At 65.0% G+C, this 17135-nt stretch carries 20 protein-coding genes and 2 pseudogenes; 9 read left to right on the top strand and 13 right to left on the bottom strand.

Features of this window, described 5'->3' with window-relative positions; translation table 11 throughout:
• The first annotated feature begins 441 nt into the window (after positions 1-441).
• From CCONF_RS09995 to CCONF_RS10005, 3 genes are all read left to right on the top strand, one after another.
• Entirely contained in the window at positions 442-1578 is a 1137-nt protein-coding gene (locus CCONF_RS09995; RefSeq protein ID WP_290223293.1) for a hypothetical protein, read from the top strand.
• Between the two features lie 122 nt (positions 1579-1700).
• Positions 1701-2105 (top strand): hypothetical protein, encoded by a 405-nt coding sequence (locus tag CCONF_RS10000; protein ID WP_290223295.1) that lies wholly within the window; start codon positions 1701-1703, stop codon positions 2103-2105.
• Positions 2105-2530, top strand: a complete 426-nt coding sequence (locus CCONF_RS10005; RefSeq protein WP_290223298.1) for a hypothetical protein — start codon at positions 2105-2107, stop codon at positions 2528-2530. The genes CCONF_RS10000 and CCONF_RS10005 overlap by 1 nt, the downstream gene beginning before the upstream one ends.
• Before the next feature lie 71 nt (positions 2531-2601).
• Here CCONF_RS10005 and CCONF_RS10010 read toward each other — a convergent pair whose 3' ends face one another.
• Positions 2602-3291: a phage holin family protein gene (locus CCONF_RS10010; RefSeq protein WP_290223302.1), complete on the bottom strand. Its 690-nt coding sequence runs from the start codon at positions 3289-3291 to the stop codon at positions 2602-2604.
• Between the two features lie 208 nt (positions 3292-3499).
• On the opposite strand from CCONF_RS10010, the gene CCONF_RS10015 reads away from it, so the two are divergent.
• From CCONF_RS10015 to CCONF_RS10030, 4 genes are read left to right on the top strand one after another with little or no spacing between them, the layout of a single operon-like run.
• Positions 3500-3724, top strand: coding sequence for a hypothetical protein (locus tag CCONF_RS10015; RefSeq protein ID WP_290223304.1), 225 nt, complete (start codon positions 3500-3502; stop codon positions 3722-3724).
• Between the two features lie 28 nt (positions 3725-3752).
• The gene (locus tag CCONF_RS10020; protein WP_290223306.1) at positions 3753-5453 is read left to right on the top strand and encodes a carbon starvation CstA family protein; all 1701 of its coding nucleotides are present in this window, start codon (positions 3753-3755) and stop codon (positions 5451-5453) included.
• The gene (locus tag CCONF_RS10025) at positions 5450-5692 is read left to right on the top strand and encodes a cory-CC-star protein (protein ID WP_290223308.1); all 243 of its coding nucleotides are present in this window, start codon (positions 5450-5452) and stop codon (positions 5690-5692) included. Before CCONF_RS10020 ends, CCONF_RS10025 begins: the two co-directional genes overlap by 4 nt.
• Positions 5683-6591, top strand: a complete 909-nt coding sequence (locus CCONF_RS10030; RefSeq protein ID WP_290223310.1) for an ArsA family ATPase — start codon at positions 5683-5685, stop codon at positions 6589-6591. The genes CCONF_RS10025 and CCONF_RS10030 overlap by 10 nt, the downstream gene beginning before the upstream one ends.
• On the opposite strand, the gene CCONF_RS10035 is transcribed toward CCONF_RS10030, so the two are convergent.
• The 12 genes and pseudogenes from CCONF_RS10035 to dacB form a co-directional block, all read right to left on the bottom strand.
• On the bottom strand, positions 6535-7353 hold the full coding sequence (locus CCONF_RS10035) for a pantoate--beta-alanine ligase (RefSeq protein WP_290223312.1): 819 nt from the start codon (positions 7351-7353) through the stop codon (positions 6535-6537). The genes CCONF_RS10030 and CCONF_RS10035 overlap by 57 nt on opposite strands.
• Positions 7337-7942 carry a Rossmann-fold NAD(P)-binding domain-containing protein gene (locus tag CCONF_RS10040; RefSeq protein ID WP_290223315.1) on the bottom strand — a complete coding sequence of 202 codons (606 nt, stop codon included), beginning with the start codon at positions 7940-7942 and terminating at the stop codon, positions 7337-7339. The genes CCONF_RS10035 and CCONF_RS10040 overlap by 17 nt, the downstream gene beginning before the upstream one ends.
• Before the next feature lie 2 nt (positions 7943-7944).
• Positions 7945-8643: a DUF6779 domain-containing protein gene (locus CCONF_RS10045; protein ID WP_290223316.1), complete on the bottom strand. Its 699-nt coding sequence runs from the start codon at positions 8641-8643 to the stop codon at positions 7945-7947.
• Positions 8644-8648: 5 nt separating this feature from the next.
• Positions 8649-9119, bottom strand: coding sequence for a DUF3180 domain-containing protein (locus CCONF_RS10050; protein WP_290223318.1), 471 nt, complete (start codon positions 9117-9119; stop codon positions 8649-8651).
• Positions 9120-9587: a 2-amino-4-hydroxy-6-hydroxymethyldihydropteridine diphosphokinase gene (folK, locus tag CCONF_RS10055; protein ID WP_290223319.1), complete on the bottom strand. Its 468-nt coding sequence runs from the start codon at positions 9585-9587 to the stop codon at positions 9120-9122.
• Positions 9587-9958: a dihydroneopterin aldolase gene (gene folB / locus CCONF_RS10060; RefSeq protein WP_290223321.1), complete on the bottom strand. Its 372-nt coding sequence runs from the start codon at positions 9956-9958 to the stop codon at positions 9587-9589. The genes folK and folB overlap by 1 nt, the downstream gene beginning before the upstream one ends.
• Positions 9958-10818, bottom strand: a complete 861-nt coding sequence (gene folP, locus CCONF_RS10065) for a dihydropteroate synthase (RefSeq protein ID WP_290223322.1) — start codon at positions 10816-10818, stop codon at positions 9958-9960. Before folP ends, folB begins: the two co-directional genes overlap by 1 nt.
• 5 nt (positions 10819-10823) lie before the next feature.
• Positions 10824-11396, bottom strand: coding sequence for a GTP cyclohydrolase I FolE (gene folE, locus CCONF_RS10070; protein ID WP_290223324.1), 573 nt, complete (start codon positions 11394-11396; stop codon positions 10824-10826).
• Positions 11397-11469: 73 nt separating this feature from the next.
• Positions 11470-13464, bottom strand: a pseudogene (gene ftsH, locus CCONF_RS10075) (ATP-dependent zinc metalloprotease FtsH); the annotation flags it as partial.
• Positions 13465-13476: 12 nt separating this feature from the next.
• On the bottom strand, positions 13477-14064 hold the full coding sequence (gene hpt / locus CCONF_RS10080; protein WP_290226388.1) for a hypoxanthine phosphoribosyltransferase: 588 nt from the start codon (positions 14062-14064) through the stop codon (positions 13477-13479).
• 33 nt (positions 14065-14097) lie between these two features.
• Positions 14098-14985: pseudogene (gene tilS / locus CCONF_RS10085) on the bottom strand (tRNA lysidine(34) synthetase TilS); the annotation flags it as partial.
• Positions 14986-14987: 2 nt separating this feature from the next.
• Complete coding sequence (gene dacB / locus CCONF_RS10090) at positions 14988-16250, bottom strand: D-alanyl-D-alanine carboxypeptidase/D-alanyl-D-alanine endopeptidase (protein WP_290223326.1); 1263 nt, start codon at positions 16248-16250, stop codon at positions 14988-14990.
• A gap of 85 nt (positions 16251-16335) precedes the next feature.
• Between dacB and CCONF_RS10095 the strand changes: the two genes are divergently transcribed.
• Both CCONF_RS10095 and CCONF_RS10100 read left to right on the top strand, forming a co-directional pair.
• A complete protein-coding gene (locus CCONF_RS10095; RefSeq protein WP_290223328.1) occupies positions 16336-16812 on the top strand; it encodes an inorganic diphosphatase in 477 nt (158 codons plus the stop codon).
• A gap of 8 nt (positions 16813-16820) precedes the next feature.
• Positions 16821-17111 (top strand): rhodanese-like domain-containing protein, encoded by a 291-nt coding sequence (locus CCONF_RS10100; protein WP_290223330.1) that lies wholly within the window; start codon positions 16821-16823, stop codon positions 17109-17111.
• The last annotated feature ends 24 nt before the right edge of the window (positions 17112-17135 follow it).

Consider the following 17135-nt stretch of genomic DNA (forward strand, 5'->3'; position numbering starts at 1 on the left):
CTTGGCCGCGTGACATGCCCGCCAATCGGCGCAAAATGTGGGTATGACCTGCCAGTTTATGAGGTTTCATAAGGTCATAAAACGCCCACAGGGGGGCACCACCAAACGCGCCGACGTATACCTCGACCGCATGGCCGCCTACCTTGTCGCCATGAACGGCGACCCCAATAAGCCCGAGGCCGAGTTGACCGACTACCCCCGCTTGCTACCCCCACTCTGTGCGCGGGCCAACGTACAGCCGTGCAGTCCTCACCTTGTATAACGCTTGAGTATTACACATTAGCGTCGTGACCAGCGTAAACAGTACCTTTATGGAAACTTGCCAACGCCGCTAATTCAGTCAACAATCAAAAGCAAGTGGTACGCCCCGATCCCAACCCGACCCGACCTCAACAGTGCCATGACCACCAACCGCTTTAATCGAGCAAAGGAAATGACACTATGGCAACCGAGCCAATCTCCCATTTCTCCAACCGTGTTGAGGCCGTAGCGGCCGCGTTGAGCATGACCGGCATTGTTCCTACCGCCGCTAAGGCAATGAGTGAGGCTGATGAAAAGATTACGGCCCACTTGACCGAGTTCGATGAACGCACCGCCGCGCCTAAGCTAGTTGAGTACACCGAGGCCGGGCGCAAGTGGGCAAGCAAGCCCACCAAGGGCGGGCTTGACCGCCTCGTTGAATCCTTGAACGCCCCCGTAGGCGACTCCATCACCACGGTGCCCGTGCGCGTCAAGACATCGTGGGGCGAAGAGTGGCAGAACACGGTAGCCAGCACGACCCATTCTCGCCGTCTTGCCGCCGCGCGCAAGGGTGCACTTGACGGCCTCATTGCAAAATATGACAAACCGGCCTTTTCCACGGCGGCGCTAATTGAATCGTGCAAGGCCGAGGTACGCGAATGGTTCGACAATCTGGCAACCGAATACACCGAGGCCGTGGCAGCACTAGACGACAACGCCCTCGACCGTGCCCGCCGCGGCAACCGCATGGACGCCATTCTTGAGTTGATTGACCCTGCCACCACGCCCGAGGCCACTATCACGGCCTACCGCCGGGCGGTGCGAGCATGGAAAATAGTGGACGATGAAAACGGGGCACACGTTCCACTAGCCCGCGCTATGGCTTTCAACGATGTAAGCGATACGCCTAACCCCGAGCGTGACGTGCTCCGCCGCTTGGAAGAAATGACTAGCAACCGGGCTAGCTACACCGCATTAATGTTTGACGCCCAGACGTGTGCGCTAAACGCACTTGGCATGGGCGATATTGAGGCGACGGGCAAGGGGCTTGGACGTATTGCCCCGCTTGCCGACCCGCTTGGCGACGACCTGCCCGAGCTTGAACACCGCATTGACGCTATTAGGGCAGTTGACGCGTGGTTTGACTACCGTAAGCGCACTGTTGGTGACCGCTACCCTGGAAAGGGCTGGCACGAGCCGTATGAGCGTTACGGCATGTCCACCCCCGAGGAGTCACTAGCGGCACTCAAGGAATTTCGCCCGGAGGTCTTTGAGTACAAGACCGACAACGCCGACGGCTATGACCTTGACGCGGTAGACGATCCTTACGAGAACTAAATGCCATGGACGGCCTAGACCTGAAAGTATGGCCGTGCCACCCGCATGGCTCATGGCAGCGGGCTTTAGCTCACCAAGCTATGAGGTTGCCTGTAGACGACGCGGACGCTAAGGCCCTAGCGGTGTGGGATAAAGAGGCAAAGACCGCCCTCGGCAAGAAGGCGCTTATAAAACAGCACAGGCAATACGTGGCACATGTGGTAGCCGCAGCCCGTGAACTCATTAAGCCGGGGGAGGTTGTAGGGTGCTATGAACTAGCCCGCCGGGTTGCTCGAGACCCTGACATGCCCGCCCGAGTTGAAGTGGTGGACGTGCTGAAATCACTCAAACCGGGGCGAGGCTACGCCGGGTTAACCAAGCGCTATATCGACAACTTGAGTGGGCACCCCGGTCACTTTTACGCCCGGCATGACCGTGACTTTGACCGGTTTATTTCACAGCGAAAGGCCTACCGGGCTGAAATTGCTAGGCGGGCACTTGCCCTGAATATCCACGCCGGGGAAGAAAGAGAAAGGAAACAAAGCTAATGGCATACATTGACGAGTTCGACGAGATTGGTGCCCGTGTTTATGGGCGTAGCACCAACACCGAGACCGGACGACTAGGCGCTCGTATTTATGGACACAGTGACGAAACAGACTCGGCACAACTAGGCGGCCGTGTCTATGGTCACGACCCTGAATTGGACGCTATCGGGCACCGCGTGTACAACCCGGAGGTGGTGAGCTCCCAACAGGACGACCCCGCCGATGAGGTAGATGAGTCTCGGCCATGGCGGCTAGACGAGTCCCGCCCCGGCCCCGGTGCCTACTACCTCGACGAGGCCGGGCAGGAGGACGACCTCGACGCGATCGGGGCCCGCATATATAACGGCCGCGGGGGCAGGGGGGTTACCACAGTCTGGGAGTACCGGCCCGGGGCCGGGGGCTTTGAATACGAATACACTCTATAGGTGCCTAGCTACTCGGAATATGCCACCGCCCCGGTGCTCACACGTAGAGCGCCGGGGCGGTGGTCTTTGTCTTAATTGTCATTCTTGTCGTCAATAGGCACGACTGGTTGCTCGGCCATGTGCTCGGGATACTCAAGCAGCGACAGCCGGGCCACGATTGTTAACTCCCGTATTTCTTTTAGCGTCTGTTCGCTAAGTGGTTTCAGCTTCTTGGCCTTGGCAAGCCAAACGTCACCAGAGCGAGCCTCCCCGTCGCCATCTAGTTCCTTTTGGTCGTGTTCGATACAGACCCACACGTTTGTAATCTGTTCGCTAACGTGAGGTTGGGTTACCTCAAGGTCACATCGGTTTAGAAGTGTTTCGGCCTCGAGGTAGAACTGACTGAGCGCTGTGGCTTTTTCAACTAGTACCAGTTCAGTCGAGGCTATTCTCTCCCGCCTAAATTGTGTAACCGCGTCCTGAACACGTTTAGAGGCTGTAAAAATTCCGCTAATACAATCGGCCACTGCCCGGCGTTGGCGCTCCCAATCTTCTCGTTGCAGTTGTGCGCGCCGTTCCCGTTCACGTCGGTCGTCGTCTGCCTTTCGTCTAGCGTCCTCGGCCGCTTGGTCGTCCTTACGCCGCTGATCGGCCGCTTCTTGGTCTGCACGGCGTCGTTTCTCCGCCGCTCGGTTGTTAATAAGCACACCACCGAGGGCAATAAGGGCAACCAACAACGACACACCGCTTTGAGACGTAAGCCAAGAAAAGAACGCATGCATGAGGCAAGCATAGAGGCGTTGACCCTACCCACGTACCGGCGGCGGTCTTTCAACGCCTTAAATCGCGTTTCCCACCTGCATGTTTGCACCCTTTGGCGGTGTCAGTGGCACCAACCTGCCTACCCCCTAAAGGGTTGACACTAATCCACCAATTAGCAACCTGGTCAACCTCTGCCAGCACCACCACAACATCAAAACCGACGGCCGCGTGAGCTATATCCTCGACCCGCGCACCGGCACCGTGGTATGGCTATCCAACGACGACACCTGGGAGTCCACCTCCCCGGAAGGCCCGCTGTTCGCGAAAAACGTCAACTGGATGCGGACCATGGCACAGGCGCAGCACGCTCGGCGCGACCGCGCGCACGCCAAAGCCACCTCCCCCATTTCAGAAAACCGGCCCCTCCACGAAACATTCGTGCCACAATGGTGATTCATTGCACACTTCGACGGAGGATACCATGAACTCACTCATCCTCGCTGCCATCGGCATCGCCATGATGGCCGCCGGATACTTTCTCTATTCCCGCTTCCTAGGAAACCGAATTTTCCGACTCTCCCCCGACTACGCCACCCCCGCGCACACCATGCGCGACGGCGTGGATTACGTCCCCACCAACAAGTACGTCCTGTGGGGGCACCACTTCACCTCTGTTGCTGGTGCGGCCCCGATTATCGGTCCGGCCGTGGCCGTCATCTGGGGCTGGTTGCCCGCGTTTCTGTGGGTGACCATCGGCACCGTCCTCATGGCCGGAATGCACGACCTCGGCGCGCTGTGGGCATCGCAGCGCCACCGCGGCCAGTCCATCGGTACGCTGTCCGGCCGTTACATCGGCTCGCGCGGGCGCAACCTCTTCCTAGTCGTTATTTTCCTCCTGCTGCTGATGGTCAACACCGCCTTCGCGGTCGTCATCTCCAACCTGTTGGTCTCCACCCCGACCGCGGTCATCCCAACCTTGGGCGCCATCGTCGTGGCTTTGTTGATCGGTCAGGCAATCTACCGCTTTAACTGGAACCTGCCGGTGGTCTCCATCGTCGGCGTCGTGGCCCTCTACGCGTTGATGATCATCGGTGACCGCGTACCGGTGGTGCTTCCGGAGACCGTGCTGGGAATCCCGGCCAACGGCGTCTGGATCATCACGCTGTTCATCTACGCCTTCGCGGCTTCCCTGCTGCCGGTCTGGGTACTGCTCCAGCCGCGCGACTACATTAACGGCCTCCAGCTGTTCATCGGTCTGGCCATCCTCTACGGCGCCTTCCTGTTCACCGCCCCGGACATCGTCGCCCCGGCGCTTAACGATGCCGTCCCGGACGGCACCCCCTCCATCTTCCCGCTGCTGTTCGTCACCATTGCCTGCGGCGCGATCTCCGGCTTCCACGGCGTGGTGGCCTCGGGGACCTCCTCGAAGCAGCTGGACAAGGAAACCGACGCCCGCTTTGTCGGATATTTCGGCGCCGTCGGTGAGGGCCTTTTGTCCCTGGGCACGATTATCGCGACCACGGCTGGATTCAAGACCATCCAAGATTGGGAAGAGATTTACCACGAGTTCAACGCCGGGGGCGTGGACGCCTTCGTCGCCGGTGGTGGCTCGTTGGTGAACGAGGGCCTCGGTATCCCAACCTCGCTGTCGGGGACCATTCTCGCGACCATGGCCGTGCTCTTCGCCGCCACCACCATGGACTCGGGCATCCGTCTGCAGCGCCTCGTGGTCCAAGAAATCGGCGAGGTCGTCGGGGTGCGGATCGGCGCCCTGGTGGCTACCTGCATCGCGGTCGGCGTGGCTTTCGCGCTGACCTTCTCCCAGGGCACCGACGGCTCGGGCGGCATGACTATCTGGCCGCTGTTCGGCACCACCAACCAGCTGATGGCCGGCCTGACCCTGGCTATTCTGGCCGTCATCCTGACCTACCTGCGCCGGCCGACGCTGCCGGCGCTCATCCCCTTCGCCTTCCTCATGGTCATGTCCGTCTGGGCGCTGATTATTCAGCTCGGCACCTTCTGGCAGGAGCAGAACTGGCTGCTGCTGGTGATGGACGTCATCATCCTCATCGCCGCCCTGTGGGTCACCGTCGAGGCGCTCGCTTCTCTCCAGCGCGCGCGGCGAAGCCCGGCCATTACCTGGACCGACGAGGACGTCGACGCCCCGGAGCCGGTCCGATGAGCCTGCGGCAGCTGCTCCAGGATTACTACGCCGGCCCCTACCGGGCGACCTTCGCCAAAGCCAAGCAGGAAGAGGATGACCTGTTCCTGCTGCTGGTGATGTCGGAGGCGCTCGGGGTCCCCAACCCGGCGACCTATTACACCCTGGAATTGCTGCCGGTCGTCTACGACGAGTTCCACGCCTGGCATCGGCGTATGGGAATGGATCGCTCCCCGCTGGAGGGCATCTCATGCTGCTAAAACCGGTGACGTTTTTCGGCGGCAAGGGCGGCGTCGGCAAGACCACGCTGGCGGCCGCCGCGGCGTGGAAGGCCGCGCAGCAGCATTCGACGCTGCTGGTTTCGACGGACCCGGCGCACAACCTGGGGCACCTTTGGGACGTCTCGCTGGGCGATACCCCCACGGCGGTCGCCGACCGCCTCGACATCGTGGAGATCGACCCGGCCGAGGTCACGGAAAGGCACCTGGCCGAGGTCCAGCGCACGATGCACAAGATGATGCCGGAGCGGCTGCACTCGCAAGTCAACCGTCACCTGGACCTGGCCCGGCAGTCACCAGGGACGCACGAATCCGCGCTGCTAGAGCGCATGGCGGACCTGGTCGATACCAACTACGAACGGATCATCTTCGATACCGCCCCCAGCGGCCACACCGCCCGCCTGGTAGAGCTGCCCGAAATCATGCAGGCCTGGACCGACGGGCTGCTGGAGCGGCGGGACCGCTCGGATCGTTTTAGCTCCCTGGTCCGCGGGCTCGGCGGGGAGGCCGGTTCCGACCAGGTGGATAAGCGCAACCAGGAGATCCGGAGCATCCTCTGGCGCCGCCGGGAGCGTTTCGTGCGACTGCGGGCGACGCTGCAGCAAGACTCCGAGTTCTATCTGGTGCTAACCCCCGAGAGGCTCCCGGTGCTGGAAACCACCGAGTTTTATCACCAGCTCCAGGACAGTGGAATGACCGTCGGCGGGGTTATCGTCAATCGCCGGTCACCGCAGGGGCAAGGTACCTTTATGGAGGCCCGCCGGCGGGTCGAGGACGCGGCGCTTAGCGGCTTGGAGCTACCGGTCCCGACCGTGGAGGTGCCGCTACTTCCCGCGGACGTCGGACCGGAGCAGCTCGGCTTCATCGCGGAGCTGCTCTGACTGGTACTCGTCCCAGTTTTTGAAGCCCACGCCCAGCGGCAGGCCGACGTTGTCGATGAGGCGTATTGCTCCCAAGGTGGCAGCGACGAGGAGACGGGCATCACCCTGCTCGGGCGCGGGCCCGAGATCCTTGCCGCGCACGGCGACGTAGTCGGGATCCACGCCGGCGGAACGAAGGACGGACTCGGTGACCTCGAGGACGTGCTCGGCGCCGGCCTCGGCCGCGTGCGCCCCGGCGGTCAGCGCGGCGGAGATCGCGGTGGCCGCGGTGCGGTGCTCGGCGGGCAGGCGGGTATTGCGCAGGCTCATCGCCACGCCCTCGGCGGTGCGGACGGTGGGCACGCCGTGGAGGCTAACGCCCAGGTGCAGATCCCGCACGGCCTGGTTTATGGCTAGGTTGTATTCGTAGTCCTTCTCCCCGACTACGACGTCGGAGGGGCGCAGCGCGCCGATGAGCGCGAGCGGCAGCGCCAGGTCCTGGACGGGTTCCAGGCCACGGTCGGGGGTCGGCACGGTGATGGTTTTTCCGTGCGGCCAGAGGGTCTCGGCATCGTAGTGCCAGACCACGTCGGCGTCGGGGGCGTCGCCTTCCCGCAGCGCAACGACCACGACGGCCGAGCGGATGGCGCGGGCCGCGCGGATGAGTGCCTGGTGGCCGGCGTGTACGCCGTCGCCCAGGATGACCAGCACGACGGGACGGCCGGTTTTCGCGTACGCGCTGCCGATCATGCGGATCTTGTCAAGGTCACTGGTTTCTATCATTGTTCCCCCAGAATTCTAAGTCGATGTCCCCGCGCAATTCTGCCAGCCGGCGGGCATAGCTTAGGTAGGCGGGTTCTCCGTTGTATCCGGCCATTACCTGCTGCGCGCTCAGCGGCACGTAGTCGTTTCCGCCGCCCTCCCGGGCGAGGATCTCGCGCAACATCTCGCGCTTGTAGAGCCCGGCGACGAATCCGGGGCGGTCGGCATCACCTAGCAGCATGTACTTCCCGTGCGCCTCAAAGACCAAGAGGGTGGCGACGGTCTCGCCGAGCTCGTCGAGGGCATCGACGGCCCAGGCCTCGTCATCGACCGGGCAGACGGCGGCGACGATAGCGCCGCGGGTCTCCAGGGCATCGAGGGCCTGCGCGCCCCGGGTCAGGCAGGTGTGCATGACGATGGTGCCGGAGCGGACGATGCCGGCTGCCTCGTCGATGGCCACCGGCAGCCGGTCTTCCTCCACCGCTAGGATGAGGGCTTCCGCGTCCGCGGCGGTGCCGATCTTGTGGCCGGCTTGGGCCAGGCGTTCGGCGAAGAGCTTTCCGGGGGCGGAGTCACCAATCACCCCGATGCGCATGCGCGGTGCGTCCACTGCTACTTCTTTTTCTTCATCTCGGCCATGAGCTCCGCGACGGAGACCGATCCCTCGCGGTTAGCGTCCTGGCGGCGGCGGCCGCGCTTTTCTTCCTTCGGCTTGCTCACTTCCGGATCCCCGCCGGTATCCCAGCGCACGGCTTGGAAGGAGTCAGTCTGGAAGGTGGGGCCTTGCTTCTTGGGCTCTTCGGCTTCCTGCTTTTCCTTGATGATCTCCTCGAGGGAGGTCTCCTGCGGCGTCTGGTTGCCCAGGCGGCCGGCGATGGCGTCCTCGGAGGGCGCGCCGGCGGAGGTCTGCTTGAAGTTGTCCTCGAGCTCCATGATGCGGCGAGCCTCGGCGCGTAGGGCGGCCGGCTCGTAGCCAAACTCGCGGCCCGACAGGTCCTCCAGCTGCTGGCGGATGGTGCTCAGCTGCTCGCGGATCTCGGCGAGGACCTCCGGCTCTTCGGCGGTCTGCGCCTTTTCCAGCTCCGCCTGGTGGAGCTTCTCGCGGTAGGCGAGCTCGTCCTCGCTCTTCTGGGCCAGGCGGCGGTAGCGGGTGACGAGGAAGAACCCGACCACAGCGGCCCACAGTGCGGCGAGAAGTGCGATCTTTAGCGCGGCGTCGGAACCGGCAATGAGCATGACGATGCTGGCAACAATTGCGAGCGCCACCAGCACTGCGATCCCAATCTGGCCACGATCGGTCTGGTTATTCATGGGTACTACTCTAACGCGTCCGTCCCCGTTTCGGGCGGAGGGACTTCACAGTATCGTTCCAAAACCACGCCCGCGATGGCCATGGCCACCCCACCTAGGGCGGAGGCCAAAACGCCGGTCAGATCGTCGGAGGCAGCGGCCAGGCGGCCGGCGTTCGGGACGACGTAGCAGGCGATGCCTGCGTACGCACCGCCGACGATGGTCCCGGTCCACGCCGAGGCCTTCGCCACCAGCATGAACTGGGCAATCGTCAGTGGGTTCAGCTGGGTGCGGTCCAGGCCGATGCCGTCGTCGTTTTTGGCCTGCCGCACCTTCCACGTCAGGCCCAGGCAGAGCGCGGTCATGACCCACAGGGTTATCGACACCGTCGCGGGGATGGCCAGCATGGAGCCGTAGAAGCGAGCGGTGAGGATCGCGGCCGCGGCGGCCACGAAGAGCCCTACCCCGATGAGCGTTCCGATGGAGGTGCGTTTCACTTAGCGTTCCTTGATCTCGGCGACCTCGGCCGGATCCAACTTCGCGATCAGCTCGCGGACGAACGCGCCGTTCAGGCTGGCATCCGGGTCGGCCGCCAGCCACGGGACTAAGACGAAGGCGCGCTCGTGGGCGTACGGGTGCGGCACGGTCAGCTCGGGATCGCCGCTGGTATAGCCGTCGATGTCGACGATGTCGACATCCAGGGTGCGCGGGCCCCAGTGGCGGATGCGCCGGCGGTCGGCGGCCTGCTCGAGCTTCTGCCCGCGGCGCAGCAGCTCGATCGGGGTCTCCTCCACGTCGACGATGAGCACCGCGTTGAGGAATTCGTCCTGGTCGGTAACGCCCCACGGCGGGGTGGAATAGACGGGTGAGGCCGCCACCGTCTGGTCCGCGAATTCGCGGAAGACGGTCTCCAAGAGTTTTTCTCGGTCGTCCATGTTGGAGCCGATGGATAATACCGCGCGCATTAGCCCCTCCGAATGGTCTTCTTCGAGCGCCGGGCGACGACGGCGACGTCACCGAAGGTGCGCTCGATGGGCGCCTGCGGCTTGTGCACGGTCACCTCGACGGCGAAGAGCTGCTCGTAGGCTTCCATTGCGGCGTCGGCAATCCGGGAGGCGACGGTCTCGATGAGATCGTAGGGCTCGCCCTCGACGATCCCGGCGGCGAGATCCGCCAGCTCCGCGTAGTTGATGGTCTCGGCCAGGTCGTCGTTCGGGCTGAAGCTCAACCAGCAGGTGATGTCGACGAGGAACTTCTGGCCGTCCCGCTTCTCGTGGTCAAAGACCCCGTGGTAGCCGTAGCACTCGAGGCCGGTCAGCTCAATGCGGTCTGCCATTAGTTCCCCTGGTAATCCGCGCCGAGCTTCCAGGCGGCCGCGACATCGACGGCGTCGCGGGAGACGGCCACCTCGTGCACGCGCACGCACCACGCGCCCAGCTGGGCGGACAGCGCGGTGACGGCGGCGGTGGCGGGATCGGCCTCGGTCGGGCCGGCCGGCAGGTCGCGGTTTTTCCGGATACCGGTCAGGAATCGCTTCCGGGAAGCGCCGACGAGCACCGGGTAAGGCCCGTCGATGAATTCGGGCAGGGCCTTGAGCAGCGCCCAGTTGTCCTGCGGGGTCTTGGCGAAGCCCAGGCCCGGGTCGATGCTGATGTTGTTCTCACTCACGCCGGCCTGCAGCGCCTTTTCGACCAGGTCGTCTAGGACGTTGTGCACGTCGCGCACGACGTCGCCGCCGTGGTCGGCCGCGCCCGCCGCGTCGCCGAAGCGGACGGTGCGCCAGTGCATCAGGCACACGGGCAGGTCGGTCTCGCCCATCACACGGAACATGTCCGGATCGGCCAGGCCGCCGGAGACGTCGTTGAGCAGGTCCACGCCGGCCTCGGCGGAGGCGGCCGCCACGCTGGCGCGCATGGTGTCCACGGAGGTGCGGATGCCGTCGGCGTGCAGGGCCTTGATCACCGGCGTGACGCGGTCGCGCTCGACGTCCGCGTCCACGCGGGTAGCCCCCGGGCGGGTGGACTCGCCGCCGACGTCGATGATGTCCGCGCCCTGGGCCACGAGCTCGTGGGCGTGCGCGATGGCGTCGTCGACGGCCAACCACTTGCCGCCGTCGGAGAAGGAATCCTCAGTTACGTTAACAATCCCCATCACCAGCGTGCGGTCGGTCGGGGCGGACAGATCTGCAATCGACATGGTTTCTAGCTCCGGATTAGGCTCATGACCTCAGCGCGTGAGGCCGCGTTGGTTTTGAAGCCGCCGCGCACGGCGGACGTCGTGGTTGTCGCACCCGGCTTGCGGATGCCCCGCATGGCCATGCACAGGTGCTCGCACTCGATGACCACGATAACCGACTGCGCGCCCAGGGTATCGGTCAGCGCGTCGGCGATTTGGGTGGTCAGGCGCTCCTGCACCTGGGGGCGCTTGGCGTACATATCGGCCAGGCGGGCCAGCTTGGACAGGCCCGTCACGTGCCCGTCCTTGCCGGGGATATAGCCGATGTGGGCCACGCCGTAGAAGGGCACCAGGTGGTGCTCGCAGGTGGAATAAATCGGGATATCGCGCACCAGGACCAGCTCCTCGTGGTTCTCGGCGAAGGTCTTGTGCAGTACCTCGGTGGGATCCACGTGCAGGCCGGCGAAGATCTCCGCATACGAGCGGGCCACGCGAGCCGGGGTCTCCTGCAGGCCCTCGCGGTCTGGGTCTTCGCCCACGGCCAACAGGAGTTCGCGGATAGCCGCCTCAGCGCGCGGTTGGTCGAAGAAGTTAGTCATCGTCGCGGTCCTTGTCGTAGTCCCCAGCGTGCTCGCCGAAGTTGAATCCGTACTCGCCGGACGGGGTCTCGCCGGCCTCCCGGCGCTCGCGGGCCGCGCGGGAAGCATCCAGCAGCGTCATGCGCTTAGGCAGCTCCTCGCCGCGCTCCTTGGCCAGCTCGACCGGGGTCTTGACCGGCACGCGGCCGGCCTGCTGCGGGAAGCGCACGTTCTCGCCAGGGAAGACGTCGTAGGACTCGCGCGGGACGATGTCGGTGAACAGGCGCTCCAGGTCCGGGCGGCGCAGCGTTTCCTTCTCCAGCAGCTCGGTGGCCAGGGCATCCAGGTAGTCGCGGTGCTCGGCCAGGATCTCGTAGGCCTGCTGGTGGGCGCGGTCGAGCAAGTAGTGCATCTGCTCGTCGATCTTGGCGGCGACCTGCTCGGAGTATTCGCTGGTCCCGCCCGGGCGCCCGCCGAAGGGATCGCCCTGTTCCTGGCCGTACTTCACGGTGCCCAGCTCCGGGGAGAAGCCGTATTCGGTGATCATGGCGCGCGCGATCTTGGTGGCCTGCTCGATATCGGCCGACGCGCCCGTGGTCGGGTGGCCGAAGACCAGCTCCTCGGCGGCGCGGCCGCCCATGGCGAAGACCAGGCGGGCGAACATCTCGTCGCGGGTGTACATGCCCTTGTCGTCTTCCTGGGCGGTCATGGCGTGGCCTCCGGTGCGGCCGCGGGCCAGGATGGTGACCTTGTAGACGCGTTCGATGTCCTTGAGCGCCCACGCGGACAGGGTGTGCCCGCCCTCGTGGTAGGCGGTGACCTTCTTCTCCTGCTCGGAGATGATCTTGGACTGACGGCGTGGGCCGCCCACCACGCGGTCGGTGGCCTCCTCGAGGGCGTCGGCGGTGATCACGTTGCCGCCGATGCGAGCGGTCAGCAGCGCGGCCTCGTTGAGCACGTTGGCCAGGTCGGCGCCGGACATGCCGGCGGTGCGCTTGGCCAGCTGGGTGACGTCCACGTCCTTGCCCAGCGGCTTGTTCTTGGAGTGCACGCGCAGGATCTGCTCGCGGCCGGCCAGATCCGGGGCGGTGACCGGGATCTGGCGGTCGAAGCGGCCCGGGCGCAGCAGCGCCGGGTCCAGGATGTCCGGGCGGTTGGTCGCAGCTATAAGGATGACGCCCTCGCGGTCGCCGAAGCCGTCCATCTCCACCAGCAGCTGGTTCAGGGTCTGCTCGCGCTCGTCGTGGCCGCCGCCCATGCCGGAGCCGCGCTGGCGGCCGACGGCGTCGATCTCATCGACGAAGATGATGCACGGGCTGTGCTCCTTCGCCTGCTTGAACAGGTCGCGCACGCGGGACGCGCCCACGCCGACGAACATCTCCACGAAGTCCGAGCCGGAGATGGAATAGAAAGGCACGCCCGCCTCGCCGGCCACGGCGCGGGCCAGGAGGGTCTTACCGGTGCCGGGCGGGCCGTAGAGCAGCACGCCGCGCGGGATCTTCGCGCCGAGCTCGTGGTAGCGGGTCGGATCCTCCAGGAAGTCGCGGATCTCCTGGAGCTCGTCGACGGCCTCGTCCGCGCCGGCCACGTCCTCGAAGGTGTTGGTCGGCATGTCCTTGGTGAGCTCTTTGGCCTTGTTGCCGCCGATGCCGAACATTCCCCCGCCCTGCTGCATGCGGGACATGAAGAAGAACAGGAGGCCAAACAGCAGGAGCATGGGCAGCAAGAAGCTGAGCATGGAGCCCAGGAAGGATTCCTGGGTCACGTTGGTCTCGTACTTCTCGGCGTCGGTGTCCTTGACCGCGTTGAAGATCTGCTCGCTGGCCCGGGCCGGGTACTTCGCGACGATCTGCTCGACGCCCTCGCGGTCCTCGACCGTGATGGGCTTTTTCAGTTCCAGGCGCAGCCGCTGTTCGCGGTCGTCGATCTGGGCTTCCTTCACGTTGCCGTCCTGCAGCTGCTGGATGGCCACCGACGTGTCCGCCGGCTCGTAACCGCGGGTTTCGTCGGTCAGGAAGGTAAAGGCGTACAGGGCGATGAGCAGGATCGCCGCAATGCCGCCGTAGCGGAGGATTTTCTGGTTTTTCATCAAGGAATAAGTCTAGTTGTTGCTGTAGACACTGGGGTGCAGGGTGCCCACGAACGGCAGGTCGCGGTAGCGCTCGGCGAAGTCGAGGCCGTAGCCAACCACGAACTCGTTGGGGATGTCAAAGCCGACGTCGAACAGGTCCAGCTTGGCCTTGACGACCTCGGGCTTGCGCAGGAGGGAGACCACCTGCAGGGACTTCGGGTTGCGGTTTCGCAAGTTGCCGATGAGCCAGGACAGGGTCAGGCCGGAGTCGATGATGTCTTCGACGATGAGCACGTCGCGGTCCGCGATGTCCCGGTCCAGGTCCTTAAGGATGCGCACCACCCCGGAGGAGGAGGTGGAGTTGCCGTAGGAAGAAACGGCCATGAACTCCAGCTGGGCCGGGATGGACAGCGCCCGAGAGAAGTCCGTGAGGAAATAGGCCGCGCCCTTGAGCACGCAGACCAGCAGCAGCTCGTCCTCGGCGTCGCGGTAGTGCTCGGAGACCTTGTCGGCCATTTCTTGGACGCGACGGGCGATGTCGTCTTCGGAGAGGAGGACCGCTTCCACATCAGAGCCGTACCGCTTGTCCGGCACGGAGTAGTCCTTGGCCTCGTGCAGAGTCATGGTGGGGTGACCTTTCTTCTTCGCTTCTACCAGTGACAGTTTGCCACCTCGGCGCAGCACTTCCAAGCTCTGCACCGCCACCGGACCCTGGCCGCGCCAGCCGGTGCACAGCTTGTCGATGCCCCGGATGGCCGCCCGGGTCACCGGCACGCCGTGCGCGTTCAGCCAGCCGGCAATCGCCCGGCGCCGCTGCGGCTCGGCCAGCGCGGCCAGCTCCGCGCAGTCGTCGATTAATCGATCGGGGCTCAGCAGCTCGTCGTCGGCGGCGACGTCCGCGGCCGCCTGGGCCAGCGCCGGGGTGGGGTCCCCGCCGATGATGTCGCGCAGCAGCGGCAGGACCTGGGTGCGGATGGCCACGCGGCGGAAGCGGGCATCGGCGTTCTGCGGATCCTGCCAGGGGGTATAGCCCAGCTCCCGGCAGGCCCCCTCGGTGTCGGATCTGCGCACGCTCAGCAGCGGGCGCCAGATATTGTTTTCCACCTTTCGCATGCCCGTCGCCTTGCCGCGCAAGGCCCCCAGCAGCAGGGTTTCCGCCTGGTCGTCGGCGGTGTGGGCGACCAGGACGGGCCGTTGCGTGCCCAGCGCCTGGTACCGCGCGATCCGGGCGGCGGCCTCGGTGGGCTCGGCGACCTCGACGGAGATGACCTTCCCGACCACGCCCAACTGGCGTGCCGCCTCCACCGCGCGCTCGGAGACCTCCCGCGAGCCGGGCTGCAGGCCGTGATCGACGGAGACGGCGGTGATTTTGTCCTTGTGCTCTCCGTACTCGGCCGCCAGGGCGGCGGTCAGGGCGAAGGAATCCGCCCCGCCCGACAGCCCGACGGTCACAGCGGGATAGCCCTCCGCGAAGGGCCGCACCGCGGTGCGGCAGGCCAGAAAGTGCGGGGATTTCCGCGGCCAGAAGGGCTCGGCCATGGCTAGTACTGGGCCAGGATGCTGGTCAGCGCGTCCTGGTTGGCGCGGGCGGGCAGCAGCTCGCCGTCGTTGGTCAGCAGGGCGAAGGCGTAGATGCGGCCGGACTGGCCCTGGGCGGTGCCGGCCAAGGCGGCGGTGCCCGTGAGCGTGCCGGTCTTGGCGCGCACGTAGCCCTTACCCGCCAGGTCACCGTAGCGTTCGTAAAGGGTGCCCTCCCCGCCGGCGACCGGCAGGTAGGTCAGCAGCGGCCGCAGGTCCGCATCCTCGGCGGCGTGCTCGACCAGGTGGGCCAGCAGCTGGGCGTTCAGGCGGTTGTCCGAAGAAAGGCCAGAGTTGTCCTCCAGGTGCGCCCCGCTCAGGTCGTAGCCGGCATCGTGTAGGACCTCGAAGGTGGCCTCGGTCGCGCCTTGGAAGCTCGCCGGCTTGCCCTGGTGGAGGGCGAGCTCGCGGGCGATAGCCTCGGCCGCGACGTTGTCGGAGTGCTTAACCATCTGCTCGGCGCGCAGGGACAGCGGCTCGGATTCGATGGTGGCCGCGATCTGCGCGCCCTCCGGGGCAGTGCCTTCGCCGGCCTCCGCGCCCAGGCGATCGGCCAGCTGCTGGGCGACGTCGCGGGCCGGCTGGTGGCTGCGCGGGACGTCGCCTTCGGTGGCACCCAGCCGCCCGCCATAGAGCATGGACGGCTGCATGGGGGCGACGTAGCCTTCGTCCACGTTGGCCGGGTCCCAACCAGCGGCCTGCTCGGGGCCGGACCAGACGGAGTTGTCGATCAGCACGCGGGAGGCGCTGCCGATTTCCTCAGCCGCGCGGTCCAGCTGCTCGTGGGTGATCCACACGTCGCCGGCGGATTTAATGATGACGTCGTCGCCAGCGCGGACGATATCGGTGCGCAGCCGCTCGTTTTCGTCCAGGGCCAGGGTGGCCGCCGCCGTGGTCAGCACCTTGGTACTCGAGGCGGGAACGAGGGCTTTGCCCGCGTCCTTTTCCCACAGCACCGCGCCATCGGTGGTGTCGATGATTTGGGCGCCGTAATTGCCCAGGTCTTCCTTGTCCAGCGCCTCGATTTCGCCGGCCAGCGCGGCCGCGTCAATATCCCCCGGGGTGGCCGGGGTGAGCGCGTCGTCGGGGGCGGAGACGGCAAACTCCTCGCCGTGGTCCAAGTCGCTGTAGGCCTGCTGCACTGTGATGCCTACCGCCGCAGTCGTGCCTACCGCGGCGGCGGTGACCACCGCAGCGAGGGTCCACCACACATGTTTTGCCTTCATCGCCTAATACCCTACCCCGGGCGCACGCTAGGATGTTCACTAGAATCAATACCGGCAATTTGCATTTCTTTCATGGAGGTACAACGTGAGCATTGAAGTAACCATCGAGATCCCGAAGGGCTCCCGCAACAAGTACGAGGTTGACCACGAGACCGGCAAGGTCTACCTGGATCGCTACCTGTTCACCCCGATGGCCTACCCGGCGGACTACGGTTTCATCGACCACACCCTGGGCGAGGACGGGGATCCGCTCGACGCCCTGGTTCTCCTGCCGGAGCCGGTCTTCCCGGGCGTCATCGTGGAAGCCCGCATCGTCGGCGTGTTCAAGATGACCGATGAAGCCGGCGGCGACGACAAGCTGCTGGCCGTGGTCGATGACCCGCGTTGGGAGCGCTACCAGGACATCGACGATGTCGAGCAGCACATCAAGGACGAGATCGAGCACTTCTTCACCCGCTACAAGGATCTGGAGCCCAACAAGGAGGTCACCGGTTCCGGCTGGGGCAACAAGGAAGAGGCGGAGAAGATCCACGCCGCCGCCATCGAGCGCTACCAGGGCTAGTCCTTATTATGCGTAACGTTAACCCGACTGAGGTCCCCGCGGGCGCCCAGCTCATCGACGTGCGGGAGGACAGCGAGTGGGCCACCGAGCACGCCGCTGGCGCCACCCACATCCCGATGGGCGAAATCATCGACCGCGTGGGCGAGCTGGATAGCGATAAGCCCGTCTACGTCATCTGCCATTCCGGTGGGCGCAGCCTGCAAGTGGCCGCCTACCTGGAGCAGAACTTTGGCCTCGACACCGTCAACGTCGTCGGCGGGACCGACAACTGGAAGGCCAGCGGTCGCGAGATGGCCTAAATCGTTGGCTCTCGCCAATCATTT

Origin of the sequence: Corynebacterium confusum (assembly GCF_030408715.1) — a bacterium.
GTDB classification, from domain to species: domain Bacteria; phylum Actinomycetota; class Actinomycetes; order Mycobacteriales; family Mycobacteriaceae; genus Corynebacterium; species Corynebacterium confusum.

Bases quoted from the DNA above. Each gene is read 5' to 3' on its own strand.
- CCONF_RS09995 (WP_290223293.1), top strand. From the start codon at position 442: ATGGCAACCGAGCCAATCTCCCATTTCTCCAACCGTGTTGAGGCCGTA.
- CCONF_RS10005 (WP_290223298.1), top strand. From the start codon at position 2,105: ATGGCATACATTGACGAGTTCGACGAGATTGGTGCCCGTGTTTATGGG.
- CCONF_RS10010 (WP_290223302.1), bottom strand. From the start codon at position 3,291: ATGCATGCGTTCTTTTCTTGGCTTACGTCTCAAAGCGGTGTGTCGTTG.
- CCONF_RS10020 (WP_290223306.1), top strand. From the start codon at position 3,753: ATGAACTCACTCATCCTCGCTGCCATCGGCATCGCCATGATGGCCGCC.
- CCONF_RS10025 (WP_290223308.1), top strand. From the start codon at position 5,450: ATGAGCCTGCGGCAGCTGCTCCAGGATTACTACGCCGGCCCCTACCGG.
- CCONF_RS10030 (WP_290223310.1), top strand. From the start codon at position 5,683: ATGCTGCTAAAACCGGTGACGTTTTTCGGCGGCAAGGGCGGCGTCGGC.
- CCONF_RS10035 (WP_290223312.1), bottom strand. From the start codon at position 7,353: ATGATAGAAACCAGTGACCTTGACAAGATCCGCATGATCGGCAGCGCG.
- CCONF_RS10045 (WP_290223316.1), bottom strand. From the start codon at position 8,643: ATGAATAACCAGACCGATCGTGGCCAGATTGGGATCGCAGTGCTGGTG.
- folK (WP_290223319.1), bottom strand. From the start codon at position 9,587: ATGCGCGCGGTATTATCCATCGGCTCCAACATGGACGACCGAGAAAAA.
- folB (WP_290223321.1), bottom strand. From the start codon at position 9,958: ATGGCAGACCGCATTGAGCTGACCGGCCTCGAGTGCTACGGCTACCAC.
- folP (WP_290223322.1), bottom strand. From the start codon at position 10,818: ATGTCGATTGCAGATCTGTCCGCCCCGACCGACCGCACGCTGGTGATG.
- folE (WP_290223324.1), bottom strand. From the start codon at position 11,396: ATGACTAACTTCTTCGACCAACCGCGCGCTGAGGCGGCTATCCGCGAA.
- dacB (WP_290223326.1), bottom strand. From the start codon at position 16,250: ATGAAGGCAAAACATGTGTGGTGGACCCTCGCTGCGGTGGTCACCGCC.
- CCONF_RS10100 (WP_290223330.1), top strand. From the start codon at position 16,821: ATGCGTAACGTTAACCCGACTGAGGTCCCCGCGGGCGCCCAGCTCATC.